This window comes from Vibrio sp. Isolate30 (genome assembly GCF_022397975.1).
GTDB lineage: Bacteria > Pseudomonadota > Gammaproteobacteria > Enterobacterales > Vibrionaceae > Vibrio > Vibrio fortis.
The window spans coordinates 564220-582091 of record NZ_JAKEUS010000001.1 but is presented as its reverse complement, the minus strand read 5'-3'; the positions used below and the strand labels follow the sequence as shown (position 1 = coordinate 582091).

Annotated in this window: 15 protein-coding genes; 11 read left to right on the top strand and 4 right to left on the bottom strand. The window is 44.8% G+C overall.

Features of this window, described 5'->3' with window-relative positions; genetic code table 11:
- Positions 1-11: 11 nt before the first annotated feature.
- Positions 12-1343 carry a DEAD/DEAH box helicase gene (locus L1D60_RS02605; protein ID WP_239839604.1) on the bottom strand — a complete coding sequence of 444 codons (1332 nt, stop codon included), beginning with the start codon at positions 1341-1343 and terminating at the stop codon, positions 12-14.
- A gap of 362 nt (positions 1344-1705) precedes the next feature.
- Here L1D60_RS02605 and L1D60_RS02600 point away from each other — a divergent pair, with 362 nt between their 5' ends.
- Positions 1706-1972, top strand: coding sequence for an Lpp/OprI family alanine-zipper lipoprotein (locus tag L1D60_RS02600; protein WP_239839603.1), 267 nt, complete (start codon positions 1706-1708; stop codon positions 1970-1972).
- Positions 1973-2090: 118 nt separating this feature from the next.
- Here the strand turns inward: L1D60_RS02600 and L1D60_RS02595 are convergent, their stop codons facing one another.
- Positions 2091-3059, bottom strand: a complete 969-nt coding sequence (locus L1D60_RS02595; RefSeq protein ID WP_239839602.1) for a L,D-transpeptidase family protein — start codon at positions 3057-3059, stop codon at positions 2091-2093.
- A 342-nt stretch (positions 3060-3401) separates the two neighbouring features.
- Between L1D60_RS02595 and deoD the strand changes: the two genes are divergently transcribed.
- The 4 genes from deoD to L1D60_RS02575 all read left to right on the top strand — a co-directional run bounded on the left by deoD (position 3402) and on the right by L1D60_RS02575 (position 8902).
- Positions 3402-4112 carry a purine-nucleoside phosphorylase gene (gene deoD / locus L1D60_RS02590; protein ID WP_032550517.1) on the top strand — a complete coding sequence of 237 codons (711 nt, stop codon included), beginning with the start codon at positions 3402-3404 and terminating at the stop codon, positions 4110-4112.
- 81 nt (positions 4113-4193) lie between these two features.
- Positions 4194-5663, top strand: a complete 1470-nt coding sequence (locus tag L1D60_RS02585) for a lactate dehydrogenase (protein ID WP_239839601.1) — start codon at positions 4194-4196, stop codon at positions 5661-5663.
- A 190-nt stretch (positions 5664-5853) separates the two neighbouring features.
- A complete protein-coding gene (locus tag L1D60_RS02580; RefSeq protein ID WP_239839600.1) occupies positions 5854-7341 on the top strand; it encodes a hypothetical protein in 1488 nt (495 codons plus the stop codon).
- Positions 7322-8902, top strand: coding sequence for a GGDEF domain-containing protein (locus L1D60_RS02575; protein ID WP_239839599.1), 1581 nt, complete (start codon positions 7322-7324; stop codon positions 8900-8902). Before L1D60_RS02580 ends, L1D60_RS02575 begins: the two co-directional genes overlap by 20 nt.
- Positions 8903-8979: 77 nt before the next feature.
- On the opposite strand, the gene L1D60_RS02570 is transcribed toward L1D60_RS02575, so the two are convergent.
- A complete protein-coding gene (locus L1D60_RS02570) occupies positions 8980-9867 on the bottom strand; it encodes a DMT family transporter (protein ID WP_239839598.1) in 888 nt (295 codons plus the stop codon).
- A 179-nt stretch (positions 9868-10046) separates the two neighbouring features.
- On the opposite strand from L1D60_RS02570, the gene L1D60_RS02565 reads away from it, so the two are divergent.
- The 6 genes from L1D60_RS02565 to L1D60_RS02540 all read left to right on the top strand — a co-directional run bounded on the left by L1D60_RS02565 (position 10047) and on the right by L1D60_RS02540 (position 15577).
- Positions 10047-10445 carry a DUF3302 domain-containing protein gene (locus L1D60_RS02565; protein ID WP_239839597.1) on the top strand — a complete coding sequence of 133 codons (399 nt, stop codon included), beginning with the start codon at positions 10047-10049 and terminating at the stop codon, positions 10443-10445.
- A complete protein-coding gene (locus tag L1D60_RS02560; RefSeq protein ID WP_239839596.1) occupies positions 10445-11575 on the top strand; it encodes an HlyD family secretion protein in 1131 nt (376 codons plus the stop codon). Before L1D60_RS02565 ends, L1D60_RS02560 begins: the two co-directional genes overlap by 1 nt.
- 283 nt (positions 11576-11858) lie before the next feature.
- Complete coding sequence (locus tag L1D60_RS02555; RefSeq protein ID WP_239839595.1) at positions 11859-12407, top strand: ECF-type riboflavin transporter substrate-binding protein; 549 nt, start codon at positions 11859-11861, stop codon at positions 12405-12407.
- 7 nt (positions 12408-12414) lie between these two features.
- Positions 12415-14109 carry an ABC transporter ATP-binding protein gene (locus L1D60_RS02550; RefSeq protein WP_239839594.1) on the top strand — a complete coding sequence of 565 codons (1695 nt, stop codon included), beginning with the start codon at positions 12415-12417 and terminating at the stop codon, positions 14107-14109.
- Positions 14106-14945 carry an energy-coupling factor transporter transmembrane component T gene (locus L1D60_RS02545; protein ID WP_239839593.1) on the top strand — a complete coding sequence of 280 codons (840 nt, stop codon included), beginning with the start codon at positions 14106-14108 and terminating at the stop codon, positions 14943-14945. The genes L1D60_RS02550 and L1D60_RS02545 overlap by 4 nt, the downstream gene beginning before the upstream one ends.
- A 161-nt stretch (positions 14946-15106) precedes the next feature.
- Positions 15107-15577 carry a TetR family transcriptional regulator gene (locus L1D60_RS02540; RefSeq protein WP_239839592.1) on the top strand — a complete coding sequence of 157 codons (471 nt, stop codon included), beginning with the start codon at positions 15107-15109 and terminating at the stop codon, positions 15575-15577.
- 78 nt (positions 15578-15655) lie between these two features.
- On the opposite strand, the gene glgB is transcribed toward L1D60_RS02540, so the two are convergent.
- Positions 15656-17836, bottom strand: a complete 2181-nt coding sequence (glgB, locus tag L1D60_RS02535; RefSeq protein ID WP_239839591.1) for a 1,4-alpha-glucan branching protein GlgB — start codon at positions 17834-17836, stop codon at positions 15656-15658.
- Between the last annotated feature and the right edge of the window lie 36 nt (positions 17837-17872).

Below are 17872 nucleotides of genomic sequence, written 5' to 3'. Positions count from 1 at the left end.
GGTTTTCATATTTATTCGTCGTCGACTTTAGGTGCGACTTTCTTTTTAGGGATGAAGACTGAATCACCCACAGCCACATTCTGGTGGAAGCTCTTATCGCGCTTAACTGGTTTCTTCGCTGTCTTCTTCGCTTGAGGTTTACCCGCTTTTTTAGCAGGACCGCCCTTCTTGAGAGCTGGTTTGCGAGGCTTGATGCCTTTGAACTTACCTTTTAGTCCTTCAAGAACTGAGAAGTTAAGATCTTGCTGTAGATAAAGCTCAACACGCTTGAAGCTATCCCAATCTTTTGGACCAACCAAAGAGATCGCATCACCTTTATTACCCGCACGGCCGGTACGACCAACACGGTGAACATACTCTTCCGTGTGCTTAGGCATATCAAAGTTAATTACGTGGCTCACGTTTGGAATATCAATACCACGAGAAGCCACATCTGTAGTGACCAGAATCTTGTAAACCGCACGCTCGAACTGGCTCATGATAGCATTACGTTGCGTTTGGTTTAGGTTACCACTCAATGCGACAGCTTTTAGCTTCTTCTCGTTCAGCTTTTCGGTAAGACGATCAGTATCAGCACGAGTTGCCGTGAAGATCATAACCTGACGGTACTCAGCCTCTTCCAGAACGCGGTCTAAGATCGCCTCTTTATGGTCTAGGTGGTCACATAGGTAGAACTTCTGTGTGATATCAAGGTGCTGCTCATTTGAAACACCGATCGCAATACGCTTAGGGGCGTCTAGCATCTCATTTGCAATGTCGTTCACTTCGGCGTGATCAAGTGTTGCAGAGAACATCAAGGTTTGACGACGGCGGTGTTTCGCTGCATTAGCGATGCGGCGCAATTCTGGAGCGAAACCTAAATCAAGCATACGGTCAGCTTCATCAAGGATCAGCGTTTCAACACCATCTAGGAACAACGAGCGGTGTTCTAGGTGGTCAGCTAAACGGCCAGGAGTCGCAACAATAAAGCGAGGGTATTTACGAAGTGCTTTAACTTGGTCGTTAAAGTTTTCACCACCTAAGATCAGTGTCGCCTCGTAAGATAAACCACCAAGCATACTGCGTAATTCGCCATACACCTGCTTAGCAAGTTCACGAGTAGGAGCCAAGATTACACCACGAGGATCACGAGCAGAAAACGCTTTTGTTTTTAATGCCTTGTGAATCATCGGCAGTACAAATGCCAATGTTTTACCTGATCCCGTTTTTGATGAAGCCAATAGATCCTTACCGGCAATAGCAACAGGGATCGCTTTCGATTGGATCTCTGTCGCTTTCTTAAAGTCGTAATGTTTTAAGTTCTTCAGTAAGCGGTTATCTAAGCCTAAATCTTTAAAGTGCAAAGGACTCTCCAGTCTTGATGGTATTGAATAAAAATATTTTAACGCGACATGATACCGCGAAACCCCTTTACAAGGATAGAGATCACATAAAATTTATCCGGCTTTTTACTGAGTCTTCGAGTATACATGCGGTAAATTAGTGTGAAGCATCATACAGATATCAACCTCTTATCTTCGAGGGTTTTATCGTTCTCACTTTTGAGAATCAGTGTGACACCTTGCTAATTACCTCAATAATTTGGCAATTTTTCGTAGGATCACTTTTGCGCTTGAGTAATTAGTCGCTACAATCAATGTTGAAGCGACTATATGATTAAGAATGTATAGCGCATCTTTTGATGATCAATAAGCAAGGAGTTCTTATGAATAAGGTGTTAATCGCAGCTGCAGCCTCTGTGTTCGTATTGGCAGGTTGTTCTTCAGATCCAGAAGAGGCGGCAATGTCGGAGATGGAACAGCTATCAAACCAAGTAGCTCAACTAAGCAGTGAAGTTGAAGCACTTAAGAATGAAAAATCAGACGCAGAAATGAAAGCTCAAGAAGCTAACGACGCGGCGATGGCAGCGAAAGAAGAAGCGATGCGTGCTAATGAGCGTATCGACAATATCGCAAGCTCGTACACTAAATAATTTATGTACCAATGAGTTGTGCGCCACTGCTTTTGCAGTGGCGCTTTTGTTTGTCTCGAACCTATTGGAGAGAACAAACTAAATGCGTTCGTTCAAATTCAGATAACAGTGCCTAGAGCTACCATTGCTGAGTGGGAGGCGCTATCTCTACAGGCACACCATTCTGAGCGAAAATTACAGATTTGGCTTTCGAATTAGATACATCGGCTTCGTCTAACCACCATTTTAGTTCAATGGGGATCGTTAACGGCTTTTTAGAACCATCACTACGTGTCAAAGGCTCATGCGCTTCTACGAACACACTCCTATCTGGCTCTAATGCCACCTTAATAGGTTCGTTGATGATGGCGACCTTCTCACCTTTATTAACCTTATCGAACAACCATTCAATGTCTTTCGGCTCCATTCGAATACAACCCGAGCTGACACGAAGGCCAATCCCAAAGTCTTTGTTAGTGCCGTGGATAAGGTAATCTCCAGCGCCATAAGCCAGCCTCAAAGCGTAATCACCTAAAGGGTTCTCTGGCCCTGCTGGTACGACTGGTGGGAGCTCAATGCCTTTGCTCAAGTATTCTTCACGAATAGATTTAGGTGGCGTCCACGTCGGGTTTGGTCGTTTTTGACTAATCGTTGTGACCATTTCTGGTGTGTCTCGTCCTACTCGCCCAATGCCAACGGGGAACACATGAACAAGGTTCTTCACTGGTTCAAAATAGTAAAGCCTTAATTCGGCTAAATTGATAACAACCCCTTGGCGCGGAGTGTCAGGGAGAATAAAGCGACTGGGAATGCTCAGCACATAACCTTCTGCTGGCAGAAATGGATCGACCCCTTTATTTGCCGCCATCAGAGACAAAAAGCCAATATCATACTGCTTTGCAATCAAAGCTAATGTTTCTCCTGCCACCACTTCATGATGTTGAATTCGACCAACAACACGGCTATCACTCGGCGGCAATTCAAACGTTGCGCCAAAACTAAAGGCAGAATAAAGGCTAGTCGCCAGCAACGAAGAAATGGCAATACGTTTTTTAATTATTCGTTTTTTTACTACGTTAAGAAGCGTTGAGCTTGAGCGGTACAACATAAATAACCCTATTTTTTATTATTATCATTTTAGATTAATGCTGAATCCTTGTCTCGACAATGCTCTTAAACTCTGTTTCGCATACGAATCGCACCATAGTTGATGCTTCCCTCTTCAATTCAACAGATATCAGCTTGGCAAAATCGATTGCCTTTGCGGTTTCAACAAATTTAGTTATCAACGATCGAACAATTGTTGTAAACGCCTCTTTTTGTGACCCGCCTCTCAAGGAATCCCATTTTAACTCGCTAATATTGCCTCATCGAAACGAATTCAATTCAACAGAAACGGTAATTAAAAATTCTGTTCCTATAATTACCGCTATAAATTTGGAGAACGACAATGGCTACACCTCATATTAACGCACAAGCTGGTGATTTCGCTGAAACTGTACTGATGCCGGGTGACCCACTTCGCGCAAAATACATCGCTGAAACATTCCTTGATGACGTGAAGCAAGTTTGTGATGTTCGTAACATGTTCGGCTACACAGGCACTTACAAAGGTAAGAAAGTTTCTGTAATGGGCCACGGTATGGGTATCCCTTCATGCTGCATCTACGTTCACGAACTTATTGCTGAGTACGGTGTAAAAAATGTTATCCGTGTTGGTAGCTGTGGCGCAGTACGTGACGACGTTAAACTAATGGACGTTGTTATCGGTATGGGTGCATCAACTGACTCTAAAGTTAACCGCATTCGTTTTAACGACCACGACTTCGCAGCAATCGCTGATTTCGGTCTTCTAGAAGAAGCTGTAAACCAAGCGCGTGCTCAAGAAGTACCAGTAAAAGTAGGTAACGTATTCTCTGCTGACCTATTCTACACTCCTGAAGCTGACATCTTCGAGAAGATGGAAAAACTAGGCATCCTAGGTGTTGATATGGAGGCTGCTGGTATCTACGGCGTTGCTGCTGACCTAGGCGCAAAAGCACTGACTATCCTAACAGTTTCTGACCACATCATCCGTGGTGAAAAACTAAGCTCTGAAGAGCGTCAAAAATCGTTCAACGATATGATGAAAGTAGCTCTAGAGACAGCTATCAACATCTAATCCTTGATAAACGATACATTGAAAAGCAATACCCCGCAGCCAGGTTCGCTTGGCTGCCCAAATAATCCCGAGGGGGCGATCGTGTCCAACGACGAGCTGCCAAAAGACGCGGACGGTTTACAACTCAACTTTTGTAAAACATTGGCGTGTGACAACTTTGGCTTGAGCGATGCAAAACGATATGTTTTGCAACATGCAAACCCAAAGCGTCCAGCGATGGTTTGTCGTGAATGTGGAGCTTTCCCCCCCTTACTTAATAACCATGAAGTTTTGAATGAACTTCATCGGCTTCGTCACCTCCATAGTGACGGCCTTCCTGCGTGTCGCAATGATGACTGCGACAACTTTGGGCTTTCTGTTCACACTCATAAACATCTGTATCACGCTTTTGGCTACAGCGGAGATAGACAACGCTATCGCTGTAAAGATTGCCAATCGACGTTTGTTGATAAGTGGTCAGGATCCAACAAAAAACTCCAGTTTCAAGAAAATCTCATGGGCTTATTGTTCATGGGTTATTCCGTACGTGAAATCTGTAGAAAACTAGAGATCAACCCAAAAACTTTCTACGATCACGTGGATCATATTGCTAGCCGCTGCCGTCGCAAGCTTGCAATGATCGATGCGCGTTGGGTTAATCACGCGAAGGATTACCAATTTGCTTCCCATTATCAGCGATTACAGCCACACAGTAATAATGGCGTGGTGTGGATTGCTACGGGCGAAGCGCATTCCGGCTATATTCTTTGTCAACACGTCAACTACTCTCAAAATGAAGAGCCTGTTGGCAATATTGATCATAACCCTTACGACTCCGTCGCTCGATTCGTTTCCAAAGAACACTCGTCTGAGGCTAACTTAGAGTTACCAACCTCGTCTGACGATCTAAAAAAGCGCATTGAGCAGCAATATCAAGTGATTCTTGCTCGTGGTAACGTCGAAGATCCAATGGGTAACCTCACCTCCTTCAGCTATCCATCTAAAGGGGCTTTAGTTCGTCCACCTTATACCTCTTATGCTCACTTCCTTCACGTATTAGATATGTGTGATGAGAGCAAACCTGTATCTATTTACCTACCTCAAGATCCGCTATTGCGATCAGCGGCATTGAGCGTCTGCTTACCACGAATCCAAAACAACAACGTCGACTTGATGTATGTTGAGGAAGATGCAGCATGGGACGATAGTTTAGGATTTGAGAAGATCGACATTGTCCACATGAGTTGGTGGCGAGACCGTTGGGCGATCGCTAGTCAAGGTGACAAGCAAAAAGGGATCTGTTACTTGGCTGGTAACCAAACTCAACCAGAACATTGGTTTGAGCACGCATCTCTTAAGCAAACCAAATTTTACCAACAGCGATTCCAAGTCCTGTTTGACGGTTTCATTAATGAACCAAGACGTAAGCTGCGTCCTGGTGGTATCCTTCCTCTGCTCGATATTTTCAGAGCTTGGCATAATTTGTGCTACCAAGATAAAGAGGGGCTAACCGCGGCACAACGCTTAGGCGTCGCTGAACAACCTCTCACCTTGAAGCAGCTACTGTCGTAAGGCGAAGATAGTCATCTAGCTGAATATGCTAGAAGTAGTTGAATACCAAGTAATAACATGAGGTAGTACTCATTAATCGAAAAGATCATTACTTGGTATCACCTCTTCGTTAGATAATTAGTGCTTATCCTAAATCACACACTTATAATGATGGTGTTATCAGTATGTTCGATAATAATGGACTTATGCCTTGGACAAAAACCAGTATCTAATTGAAACAGAGCTTGAAAAACTCAAAAAGCGTATAGACTCAGAACCCGCCGTCGTCTTTGAGGTGGCTGAGCAATGCCTGGTGAGAGCTGAACAGGTTTTGTTTGAAGAGGGGGCGATTCAGTCACTGATGCTGATGTCTCGCTGCTGCTGGAATCTTATGGATTACCGCAAGGGCCTAAAGTACATAAAAGAGGCCTATAAGCGCCAAAATCGACTCGATACTGATCTCTTTCTTCCTGAAATTCTCCATCTTCATGCGCTCCAATTCTGGGGGCAAGCCAAATACTACTCTGCTCAACAATACTGGATTAACGCACTCGAACAGTCTGCGTTGGTCGATGAACTCGAAATTCAAATCGAATGTCTGATTGGACTTGGTAATATCTGGCGTATCACGCATGAGTACAAGCTCGCACGTTCTACCCATCAGCTTGCAGTTAAGGTGGCAAATAATAGCCGAATTGGCTGGCTTGAAGGCAAGGCGAGGATCTTATTAGCGTGGGATTACTACCTACTCAACAATTATGTTGAGATGCTCTCAGTGCTCGACGGTGCAGAAGAAGCACTGAAAGATCACCCAGATAACACCTGGCACGCCGAGGTATGGGATTTTAGAGGATTAGCCTTACTTGGACTTGAGCGTCTCGATGATGCGGAACAAGCAACCGCCAAGGCGCACAAGCTCGCGGTTGAGCACAACCTAGTTTGGATGAAAGCACACTCTTTCATTAGCCGTGCCCGTTTAGAGTTATTGAGAAAGAGACCACACCAAGCGTCTGAACTGTTAACTCACGCAGAGCAGTCGGCCAACGAATTCGATAACGGTGAGCTGCTTAGCCAAATCTGCTACCAACAATCTCTGGTCGCAGAAGAGAATCAAGATTATCAAACAGCACTGATTGCCTTTAAAAAATATCGTCAATATTCGACCAATATGCTTCGCGAACAAACCACCCGTGTAGGCTTAGACAAAGCGCGCAGTTCAAAACGCCAACTAGAGCAACGAGCTCGTAAGTTGATTAACAGAATTCGCGGTCAATACGAATACGACCCTGAGAAACAGTTTTCTCACGTGGTTTCAGAGACTTTTTGGTGGGAACAATTGGTGCTGTTTAAGACTGAGCTTAAACGCTCAAACCATAGCATCATTATGTTCCAGCATGATGACCCTAACTATCTCGAAGTGTGCACCGAACTTGCTCATACCTTCTGTAACCAAGAAGATTTCATCTCGCGTTTAAGCGGTGAACGAGTTGCGCTGATGCTGGCCGAAAAAGGGAATGCGGCACAGGCGATCTTTGACAAGATCACGACCATGCTTAACATCTACCCTTGGCACAGGAAGGGACTAAAAGGTGCTCCTCCTGTTGTTACACTTCATGACATCTTGACCTTCCCGTTCACCTTAGAACAGTTAGAAGAAGACGAAGCTGAGAAAGAGGCTGATGGAAACGTTATTAAATAAGATCACGGACGCAGGCTTGGACCCCTCTTCGGTTTCTGGTGAAGAGGCGATCATTTTCTGGAACCACATTCGCCAGCACATCGCGACTACACAACAAGAACAAGCACACTGCTACATTATTAGCTCTGAATACCGTGCAGAGCTGCAACAGAATCAAATCAGTATTGATGAGCTGCGCGAAGCGCTCAACCTGCTAACCTTGCCTAATGATGTTGAAGACATACTAACGGTCAAAACCAGTCTCAGTAATCGCTTAGTCGAAACCGGAGATTACACTGCAGCGCTGAATGAGTTTATTAGCTCTTCTAACATTGCCGTTGAACATGGGCACATCGACGAATATGTCATGGCAATTTTAGGCATGGGTAACCTATGCGATGCCTATGGAGATCATAACCGTGCGCTTCGTTACTACCAAAAGATCAGCAGTATCGATCATGCCATAAGTAGTCGCCTACTCCGTCTAAAGTTTAAGCTTCACATGGTTGCAAGCTTTCTTCATCTCAACCGAATCACAGCAGCCAGTGATCTCCTTCGCGAATGTGAAGAGCTCAGCATACTGGTGAGCAATAAACTGCTGACGGCACAAATTTCGCTTTATCAAGCCAAAGTCTATCGAGCGCAGAAAAAACACCACGATGCCTTGCGCTGTATTTCTTCTGTACAACACACAGCAACCAATACCCAAGCAAGTTGGTTAGCCACCATGATCCGCTTGGAGCTTGCACACTGCTTAACCATCATCAATAAGCAAGACTACGCGAGTATGATTCTTGAAAGCACTAGCAAAAGAGTGAAAAGCTACTCATCGCCTGTACTCGCTAAGCGGTTCTACGATTCAATGAGTGAAGTTTGTATGCGTCAAGGGCACTACAAAGAAGCGCTAGAACATGAAAAGAAAGGCTATCGCATCGAAACAGATCTGATGAAACAGATCCCAATCAGTGAACTCGGTGCAAGCCAACTTCGTCGTTTATCGCGTTTTGAACTGCAACTCAAACTCATCTTGTCTGAGCAAGAGAATAAAGAGCTTAAAGAAACGACTGAGCAACATAAGAATACCGTAGCTCAACTGCAACAAGACGTGTTTACCGACCCACTCACAGGTTTACACAACCGCCGTTGGTTGGATGTAAAACTTAAAGACCTGCTTATCCACAATACGTCGTTTGCTCTCTTGGTTGTCGATATCGACCACTTCAAATCGATCAACGACGAGCTGAGTCACCTAGTTGGCGATAAAGCGATCGTCAGCGTGGCTCAGGAATTAGCTGGCTACTTTAAATTCCGTGGCGCGTCTTGTGTCCGATTTGGCGGCGAAGAGTTCTTGGTTATTCTGGAAAACGCCACTCAGGCACAAGCTGCGATGCACGCAGAGAATTATCGAGAGCGTATCTTCCAATTTGGCTGGCATGAAATACTGGGTGAACGCGGTTTAACCGTCAGCGTAGGTATTACCTTACATCGTGATGGTGAAAACACGCAACGTACCTTCTATCGTGCGGATAAGGCGCTCTACAGAGCAAAAGCAAATGGACGAAACCAAGTCTGTACTGAATAGCCTTTTTCAACACGCTCGCTTTGCCGTTATTGTTATAAAAATAGAGAGGTCGCTGCCTCTCTATTTTTGTCTCAACTCTAGAGAAAGAACAGAGATATGCCCCCCACAGCAGCCAATGTTCCGACCAAACTCTGCTTGGATATTGACTCCCCTTTAATGGCATAGATCACCAGGATAAATACGGGACTGGTCGCGATCAGCGTTTGAGCAATCGCTGGATTGGCATGCTTAAGCGCGACTTGTTGAAGCCAAAGCGCAAGAAACGTCCCCACAAAAATCGCTCCCAATAACCAAGCTTTGTCTTTCTTACCCATCTGTTTCAAATGCTTGAGCATGCTAGAAAATGGTTTGGGTTCGAAAAATCGAATCATTACTATCACCGCAAAAAACCCAACCGCTAACCGGATCAACGCCCCGAGTAACGGCGGAATATCACCAGCGACCAACGCATAGTGTGAAATAACCACGCCAGATGCCTGACAAACACTTGCCAATAAACCGTAGCCAACGCCACTCCAATCAACACGCTCTTCTTTTTGGCTAGGCTGAAACACAACAAAGGTCACGGCCAGCGTGGTGATTATCACTCCGAGCCAGCTCTGTATTGATAGCGCAGCACCGAGTAACATCAAAGCCAATACGCCAGACAGGGGAGGTGCGAGCGACTCTAGCAGTAACGTCTTATTCGCCCCTATCCTCTTAAGTGCAGCAAAATAAGCGCTGTCGCCTATCGCGATACCAATAATCCCTGATATCGCTAACACCAATATATGATTCGTCTCTATGTTAAGTTCGGGCATAGGCATCATAGGGATAACAAGCATCATCATCACCGAAGCGAGTACACCTTTGACTATGTTGAGCTGCATCGCTGAAAAACGGTGACTGAATTGACTATAAATCCACGTAGCGCCAGCCCAAACAATGGCCGCTCCAATCGCAGCTACTTCACCTATATAGCTCATTGGCTCTTCTTCGCCTCCAGAAAGTAAATAAACACTAACAAGTGAAATTGATAGTGAGAATCTATGTTTTATCGGTGTCCGTTCTAAAAATCATATACAAACAAATCATTTTTATAACAATTACTTGTGCGATAGCGTACTATACTGATAACTCATTAATAACATTACAAGGACCTGTTATGTTTTTAGACTATTTCGCACTCGGCTTATTAATTTTTGTTGCACTAGTCATTTTTTACGGAATCATTGTGATTCATGATATCCCTTATGAAATCGCTAAAGAGCGTAATCACCCTCATCAAGATGCCATTCACGTTTCCGGTTGGGTTAGTCTATTCACACTTCACACCATTTGGCCATTTCTTTGGATTTGGGCAACCTTGTGGCGCACAGACCGTGGCTGGGGCTTCGCTAAATTAGAAGAAGAACAGCACGATACTCACCACCGCGTCGATACGTTAATCGATCAAGTCGCCGCTCTTCAAAAAGAAGTCACTGCACTAAAAGAAGCCGTTGGCACGCAAGCATCACCTGAAGTTTCAAACCAAGATAAGTCTCAAGTTCAGGAGGTTAAGTAATGGATTTACTACTGATAATGACCTATGCGGCACTTTGTATCACGATTTTCAAAGTGTTCAATATCCCTCTAAACAAATGGACGGTACCCACGGCTGTTCTTGGTGGTGTTGTCATCGTAGGTACATTGATTCTATTAATGAACTACAACCACCCTTTCACACAGCTCGGTAATCAGGTTTATTCAACAACACCTATTGTGTCTGGTGTACGAGGAAAAGTGATTGAGGTTCCAGTAAAACCTAACACTCCTCTTAAACAAGGCGATATTCTTTTCAAGATAGACCCTGTCCCATTTGAAGCTGAAGTGGCTAAGCTAGAAGCGAAAGTAAAAGAAGCGAGCCAAGGCGCTTTAGGGCTTGAATCCCAACTCGCAGAATCTGAAGCGGCAAAAATCAAAGCTATCGCTGAAAGAGATAAAGCCCAACGAGAGTTTTCTCGTTACGAAAGAGGCTACAAAAGCGGTGCCTTTACTGAGCAACAATTGGATACTAAACGTCAGGCTTACAAAGCAGCTGAAGCGACCCTAAAAGTTGCTGAAGCCAACCAGCAGCAAGCTCAAATTGCACTAAATTCAGAGATTGGTGGTGAGAATACGGCGGTTGCGGGGCTATTAGCCGATTTACGTAAGGCTCAATTTGACTTAGAACAGACCGTAGTAAGAGCACCAACAGATGGTTATGTTACTCAAGTTGCGCTGCGTCCAGGTGTTATGGCCGTTCCACTACCGCTATCACCAGTGATGACGTTTATTCATACTGAAGACAAATATTACATAGCTGCATTTCGCCAAAACTCTTTGCAGCGACTGCACCCGGGGTTTGAGGCTGAGTTCCTATTCAGAGCGCTACCAGGGAAGATATTTAAAGGACGTATTGATGAAGTTATTCCTGCAATAGGAGAAAGCCAAATACAAGCTCGAGGCACATTACTGGGTACAAATGCAGTAAGAACCTCTGGACGCGTGTTTGCCAAAATGACGATTACCGACGATCTGTCGGAGTACCACCTTCCAATGGGTACGGCGGTTGAAGTTGCGGTGTATTCCGACAGTTTCACTCATGTTTCGGTGATGCGTAAGGTGCTCATTCGAATGAAGAGCTGGCAGAACTACCTCTACCTAGATCATTAATCTAAGCGGTAGTTCCCACATCCAATCATCGCGAATGCAAAAGCCAGACACTGTCTGGCTTTTTTCGTATTGGGTCTAAATTCAGCGCATATTAATCACTCTTTAACCAAGCTGCTTAACTTGTTTAGACATCCAGACACTTATCTTTCCTTATAGAGTATTTCTACTGTATAATGCGCGCCTTATTTTTATATTTGCCTAAAAAATCGTCTCTAAGACAACTTATAATTCAATGGCGAATACACGCTCTTTATAAAGCAAATTTTTTCATTTGAGGTTATCTATGAACTTTTCAGCGAAAACTGTCGTCGTCATTGCCATCGGCGCTGCCCTATATGGTATTGGTGGTCTACCTATGTTTGGTGTGCCTGTCTTTGCAAACACCACTCTAAAGCCAGCAATGGCAGTGCTTGCGCTGTTCTCTGTTCTATTTGGCCCTATCGTAGGCTTCCTTGTCGGCTTTATCGGTCACTGGGTTACTGACCTTTTCGCTGGTTGGGGCGTTTGGCTGACTTGGGTATTGGGCTCAGGTATCGTGGGTATGGTCATTGGCCTGTTCCCAGCAATGACTAAAAACCGCCTTGCGCAAGGCGAACTTCCAATGAAAGATTTCGCTCTTTTCGTCATTTTAGCCTTAGCCGGTAACGTTGTAGGCTACGGCTGTTCAGCATTCTTAGACACGATTCTTTACGCAGAACCGTTCACTAAAGTCTTTACGCAACTCTCTATCATTGCAGCAGGTAACACTGTACTTATCGCTGTTGTAGGCTTCCTAATTCTAAAATCTGTTGCAAAGCGCAATAAGCAAAGCCGTAACCTAACAGAGGCATAAGCGTTTAATGACTATCGAATTTTCGAACTTCTCTTTTAGATATGAGTCGCTGGATAAGCCGACGCTAAAGAATATCAATCTAAGGATAGAGAAAGGAGAGAAAATCGTCATTATTGGACCAAGTGGTAGTGGTAAATCTACCCTTGGTCAATGTTTAAATGGCTTAATCCCACACGCAATTAAAGGCGAAACCACCGGTAAACTAGAGATTGCTGGCCAAGACAGTGCTAGCTTTTCCATGCACGACTTTACCGAACAAGTTGGTACCGTACTTCAAGATACCGATAGCCAGTTCGTTGGCCTAAGCATTGGTGAAGACATTGCCTTTGCACTAGAGAACCAACTGATGTCGAGCATCGACATGTACCCGTTAGTGAAATCGACCGCTAAGATGGTTGATCTAGCGGACATGCTTGATCGCTCACCTCATGACCTGTCTGGTGGTCAGAAACAGCGTGTTTCTTTGGCCGGAATTTTAGTTGATGAAGTCGACACGCTGCTTTTTGATGAACCTCTAGCGAGCCTAGACCCTAAAACGGGTAAGGCGACTATTGAGATCATCGACCAACTGCATCGTGAAACGAACAAAACCGTCATTATTATCGAGCATCGTCTTGAAGATGTGCTGCATCGCCATGTCGATCGCGTCATCTTAATGAACCAAGGTGAGATCATTTCTGACTCAACACCTGATGAGCTGCTTGCATCCGGTCTGCTCGAAAAGCACGGCATTCGTGAGCCGCTGTACCTTTCAGCGCTAAAAGCTGCTCAAGTACCGCTTTCAGCCAAAGACACGCTTTCGGACTTAAAGTCTTTGAATTACAAAGCGTTTAGACCAACCGTGCAGGGTTGGTTTAACCAGCGTCCACCAGCACAAGCTGAAAAACAATACACGCCGTTACTTGAAGTGCATGGCCTGACGTATTCTTACGATGGCGAAAAAAACGCGCTTGAGGATGTCAGCTTTAAAATCGGTCAAGGCGAGTTTGTTTCGATCTTAGGTAAGAACGGCTCTGGTAAATCGACCATTACCAAGTTGATCATGGGTGTGATTGAGGCTGATTCTGGTTCTGCCTACCTTAATGGCGAAGACCTGAGTACGCTCTCTATTTTTGAGCGTAGCCAGAAAGTCGGCGTCGTAATGCAAAACCCAAATCATATGATTTCACATCATATGATTTTCGATGAAGTCGCTTTTGGCCTGCGTAATCGTGGTATTGATGAAGCAACCATAAAAGAGAAAGTTGAATCGGTACTTGAGCTTTGCGGGCTGAGTAAGTTCCGTCATTGGCCAATCGAAGCCCTAAGCTACGGTCAGAAAAAGCGTGTCACTATCGCTGCCATTCTTGTGCTAGAGCCAAAATTGTTGATTCTTGATGAGCCAACAGCTGGCCAAGATTATCGTAACTACACTTCTATGTTGGCGTTTATCCAAAAGTTAAACAAAGAGCTAGGTATTACCGTGGTGATCATCTCTCACGACATGCACCTTGTGCTTGAGTACACCACTCGCTCTATTGTTATTGCGGATAGCAAGCTTATTGCCAATGCACCTATGACTGAAGTCTTTAGCCAGCCTTCGTTATTAGACCGTGCTAACTTGTGTACCACCAGCATTTACGAACTCGCGACAATGATGAAAATCGAAGACACCAATGCATTTATGCAGTACTTCATCGACTACGAGAGAAGCGCACTATGAATGCCTCGAAAATCAAATTTGGTATTAACTACATTGATACCAAATCACCGCTGCACGCACTGAATGGCATCACCAAGTTTGCTCTGTTTTTAGCATGGGTAACCGTTGTATTGACAACGTTTGATCTGCGCTTAATCGTAGCGCTGATTACAACTGGTTTACTGCTACTTAAAATGACGCGCGTACCTGTGAGCGTTTATAAACCACTGTTGATTGGTACTGTCAGTGTATTGAGTTTGAATGCGTTGTTCATGTACTTGCTTGCACCTCAACAAGGTACCGAGCTAATCGGCAGTGAGCATATTCTGCTTACTTTGCCAGGTAACTACTCTCTAAGCCAAGAGACACTGTTTTATCTCATCACAGTCACTCTGAAATACATGAGTATGTTTCCGATTGCGTTGATCTTTGTATTTACAACTCACCCTACCGAGTTTGCAGCAAGTCTCAACCGAATTGGTGTGCCATACAAGATTGCTTATGCTGTCAGTCTTACACTTCGTTATTTACCAGAAGTGAAAAAAGACTTCGTTAATATCATGCACGCACAACAAGCGCGAGGCGTTGAACTGTCAAAGAAAGCGCCACTTGTAGCTCGTATTAAAAACGTTGCTAAGATCTTAGGGCCGCTCATCTTCTCGAGTTTGGACCGTGCTGATGAGATTTCTAACGCGATGACTCTACGCGGCTTCGGACGTCATAAGTCACGTACTTGGTATAGCTCAGCACCGCTAAAAAGAGCGGACTTCATTACGCTGGTTGTCATCGTATTGATTGTCGCTCTCGCCATCACTAAGCGAATATTGGAACCCCAATTATTCTGGTATCCGTTCTAGATCGCATTTGCAAAGCCGCTTTCATCAAGCGGCTTTTTTATTACACTATTTTTGAAACTTATTTTTTTATGAAAATTAATATGAATTATTTGTTTCATAATTGCGATAATTGCGTTATCAGATTACCATACTCTAAATTCAGAACAGTATCCCAATACCGTATGGCACGTATAACACAACAACAGAAACTCGAAAACCAGAAGAAATACAACAAAATCGTTCTAGAGCTATTCTTGGCAGAAGGGCATGAATCTCTCACATATGCTCGTATTGCTAAAGAGATTGGTGTAAGCCTCACTACCCTGCAAGGCTACTTTCCATCAACTCGCGCTATTAGAGCAGCTCTGCATGGGCATATTCTGCCTATTCTTTTGCAGCCCCTTAATTTTTCGAGCGAGAATGCCTTTTACGAGTCATGGGATAAAGCGTTAGAAGAACCACAATTTCAAAGTGTCATGAAACTGATCTTCTTTCACGCCTCGCAAACAGAGCAACCTGAGGGTTTCAACTTACAAGCGGACGGAGAACTGCGCCAGAAAGCAGTCGAGAGCTTTGGAAGTAATGCAAGACAAGTAATTGAGACGGTAATTGGTCGTTCTTTACTGAAAATGACCAACTTTAGACCAAGCTAAAGCGAGTTAAGTAGACATAAAAATGGGAGCCTCGAGGCTCCCATTTTGCTTTCAATCTTAGTTAAAGATCTTCAGACCCTAGCTCAACTTATAGAAAACCGTCGCTAGTGGTGGAAGTCTCAGCTCAATCGAGGTATCCAGCCCTTCACTCTGAACGGCTTCGATTTCCGCAACCTCTTTCACTTCAAAACCACTACCGTTGTATTTAGCGTCATCGGTATTCAATAACAGGCGGTATTGACCCTGAACAGGTACACCTAGGCGGAAGTGCTCGTGCGGTACTGGCGTAAAGTTTGAAACCACCAATACGCGTTCACCAGATTCACTGATACGTTCATGAGCTAAAATACTTGCCTCTGCAGAGTCTTGAAGACGCCACTCGAAGCCACGAGGATCAAAGTCCAAATCGTGCATCGCCGCTTCATCACGGTATAGATGATTAAGGTCTTTGGTTAGCTGTTGAACACCTTGGTGGCGCTCGTAGTCCAATAGGAACCATTGCAGTTGGTCGTCGTGATTCCATTCTGCAGTCTGACCAAACTCAGCACCCATAAAGTTAAGCTTCTTACCCGGTTGTGCATACATGTATCCCATGTAAGCGCGCAGGTTAGCCGTTTGCTGCCACTCATCACCTGGCATCTTGTTGTGGATAGAGCCTTTACCGTAAACCACTTCATCATGAGACAGTGACAACACGTAGTTTTCGCTGTGCGCATAAACGAGTGGGAAAGTAATCGTATCGTGGTGATACTTACGGTTGATTGGATCTTCTTGAATGTAAGACAAGCTGTCATGCATCCAACCCATGTTCCACTTAAAGCCAAAGCCTAACCCGCCCATGAATGTCGGAGCAGATACACCTGGGAATGCGGTGGACTCTTCCGCAATAGTCATTGCGTTCGGGAAGTGTTTGTACACCTCTTCGTTCATCCACTTCAATGTCGCGATGGCATCGTAGTTCTCATTGCCACCGTCAACATTTGGTACCCATTGGTCATGACTACGTGAGTAATCTAGGTAAAGCATCGACGCGACAGCGTCCACACGAATACCGTCAATGTGGAATTGCTCAAACCAATACAGCGCATTAGAAACTAGGAAACGACGTACATGCTCACGACCAAGATCGTAAATGTAAGAGTTCCAGTCTTGGTGCCAGCCACGGCGTGGATCTGGATCGTGGAACAGAGGCGTACCATCGAAGTTTGCTAGGCCGTGATCATCACTTGGGAAATGGGCAGGAACCCAATCCAACACCACGCCTAAGCCAGCTTGGTGACACTGATCAACAAAGTATTTGAAATCATCCGGAGAACCAAAACGGCTCGTTGGCGCAAATAGACCCACTGGTTGATAGCCCCAAGAACCGTAGAACGGGTGCTCTGATACAGGCATCAATTCAACGTGGGTGTAACCAAGGTCAGTTAGGTATGGAATCAGTTCTTTTGCGAGGTCACGGTAGTTTAAGAAATCACCGTTCGCATCACGCTTCCAAGAACCCGCATGCAGTTCGTAGAACGACAATGCTTCTTTGCGTTTTTCAGTTACTGGGCGGCTTTGCCATTTCGCATCTTGCCACTCATAACGTGCGTGATCGTAAGTCACCGAAGAGAACGATGGGTACTGCTCAGAATAGAAGCCCCAAGGGTCTGCTTTATGCGGTAGACCTTCGCCATTTGGACCTTTCAGCTCGAATTTGTACTGTGCGCCTTCTTCTAGTTCAGGGATGAATAGCCCCCAAATACCATAATCAAGACGTTGCATTGGGTGACGTCGGCCATCCCAAGAGTTGAAATTACCCACCAAGCTAACCGCTGACGCGTGAGGTGCGTAAACTAGGAATCGTGTACCAGAGATTGAGTCACCATCACGCTCTAACGTAATAAACTGAGCACCCATATGATGGTACATGTCTTTTGGCGTATGCAGCGCTTCGTAGCTCGCATACAGCTCGTGGTATTGATAAGGGTCATCTAAGATCTGTTCTACGCCAGCCCAATCAACAGCCAATTTGTAGTGTGTGAAACGCAAATCGCGCTCTTGCTTTAGGACAAAGCCACTGTCGCCCTCTCGCACTAACTCAACGCGAGGTTCGTCGCCAACAATCAGCTCAACTTTATCTGCTCCCGGAATCCATACACGCAATGCACCTTCATCAGAAGGAATATATGGACCTAAACATGAGAATGGGTCTGCAAACGAAGCCTGTGATAGTTGGGTATATATTTGTTCTTGCTTTGAAATTGAACTCATTTCCAAAACCTTTCTCCCTAACCAAACATCCAAAAAATATAA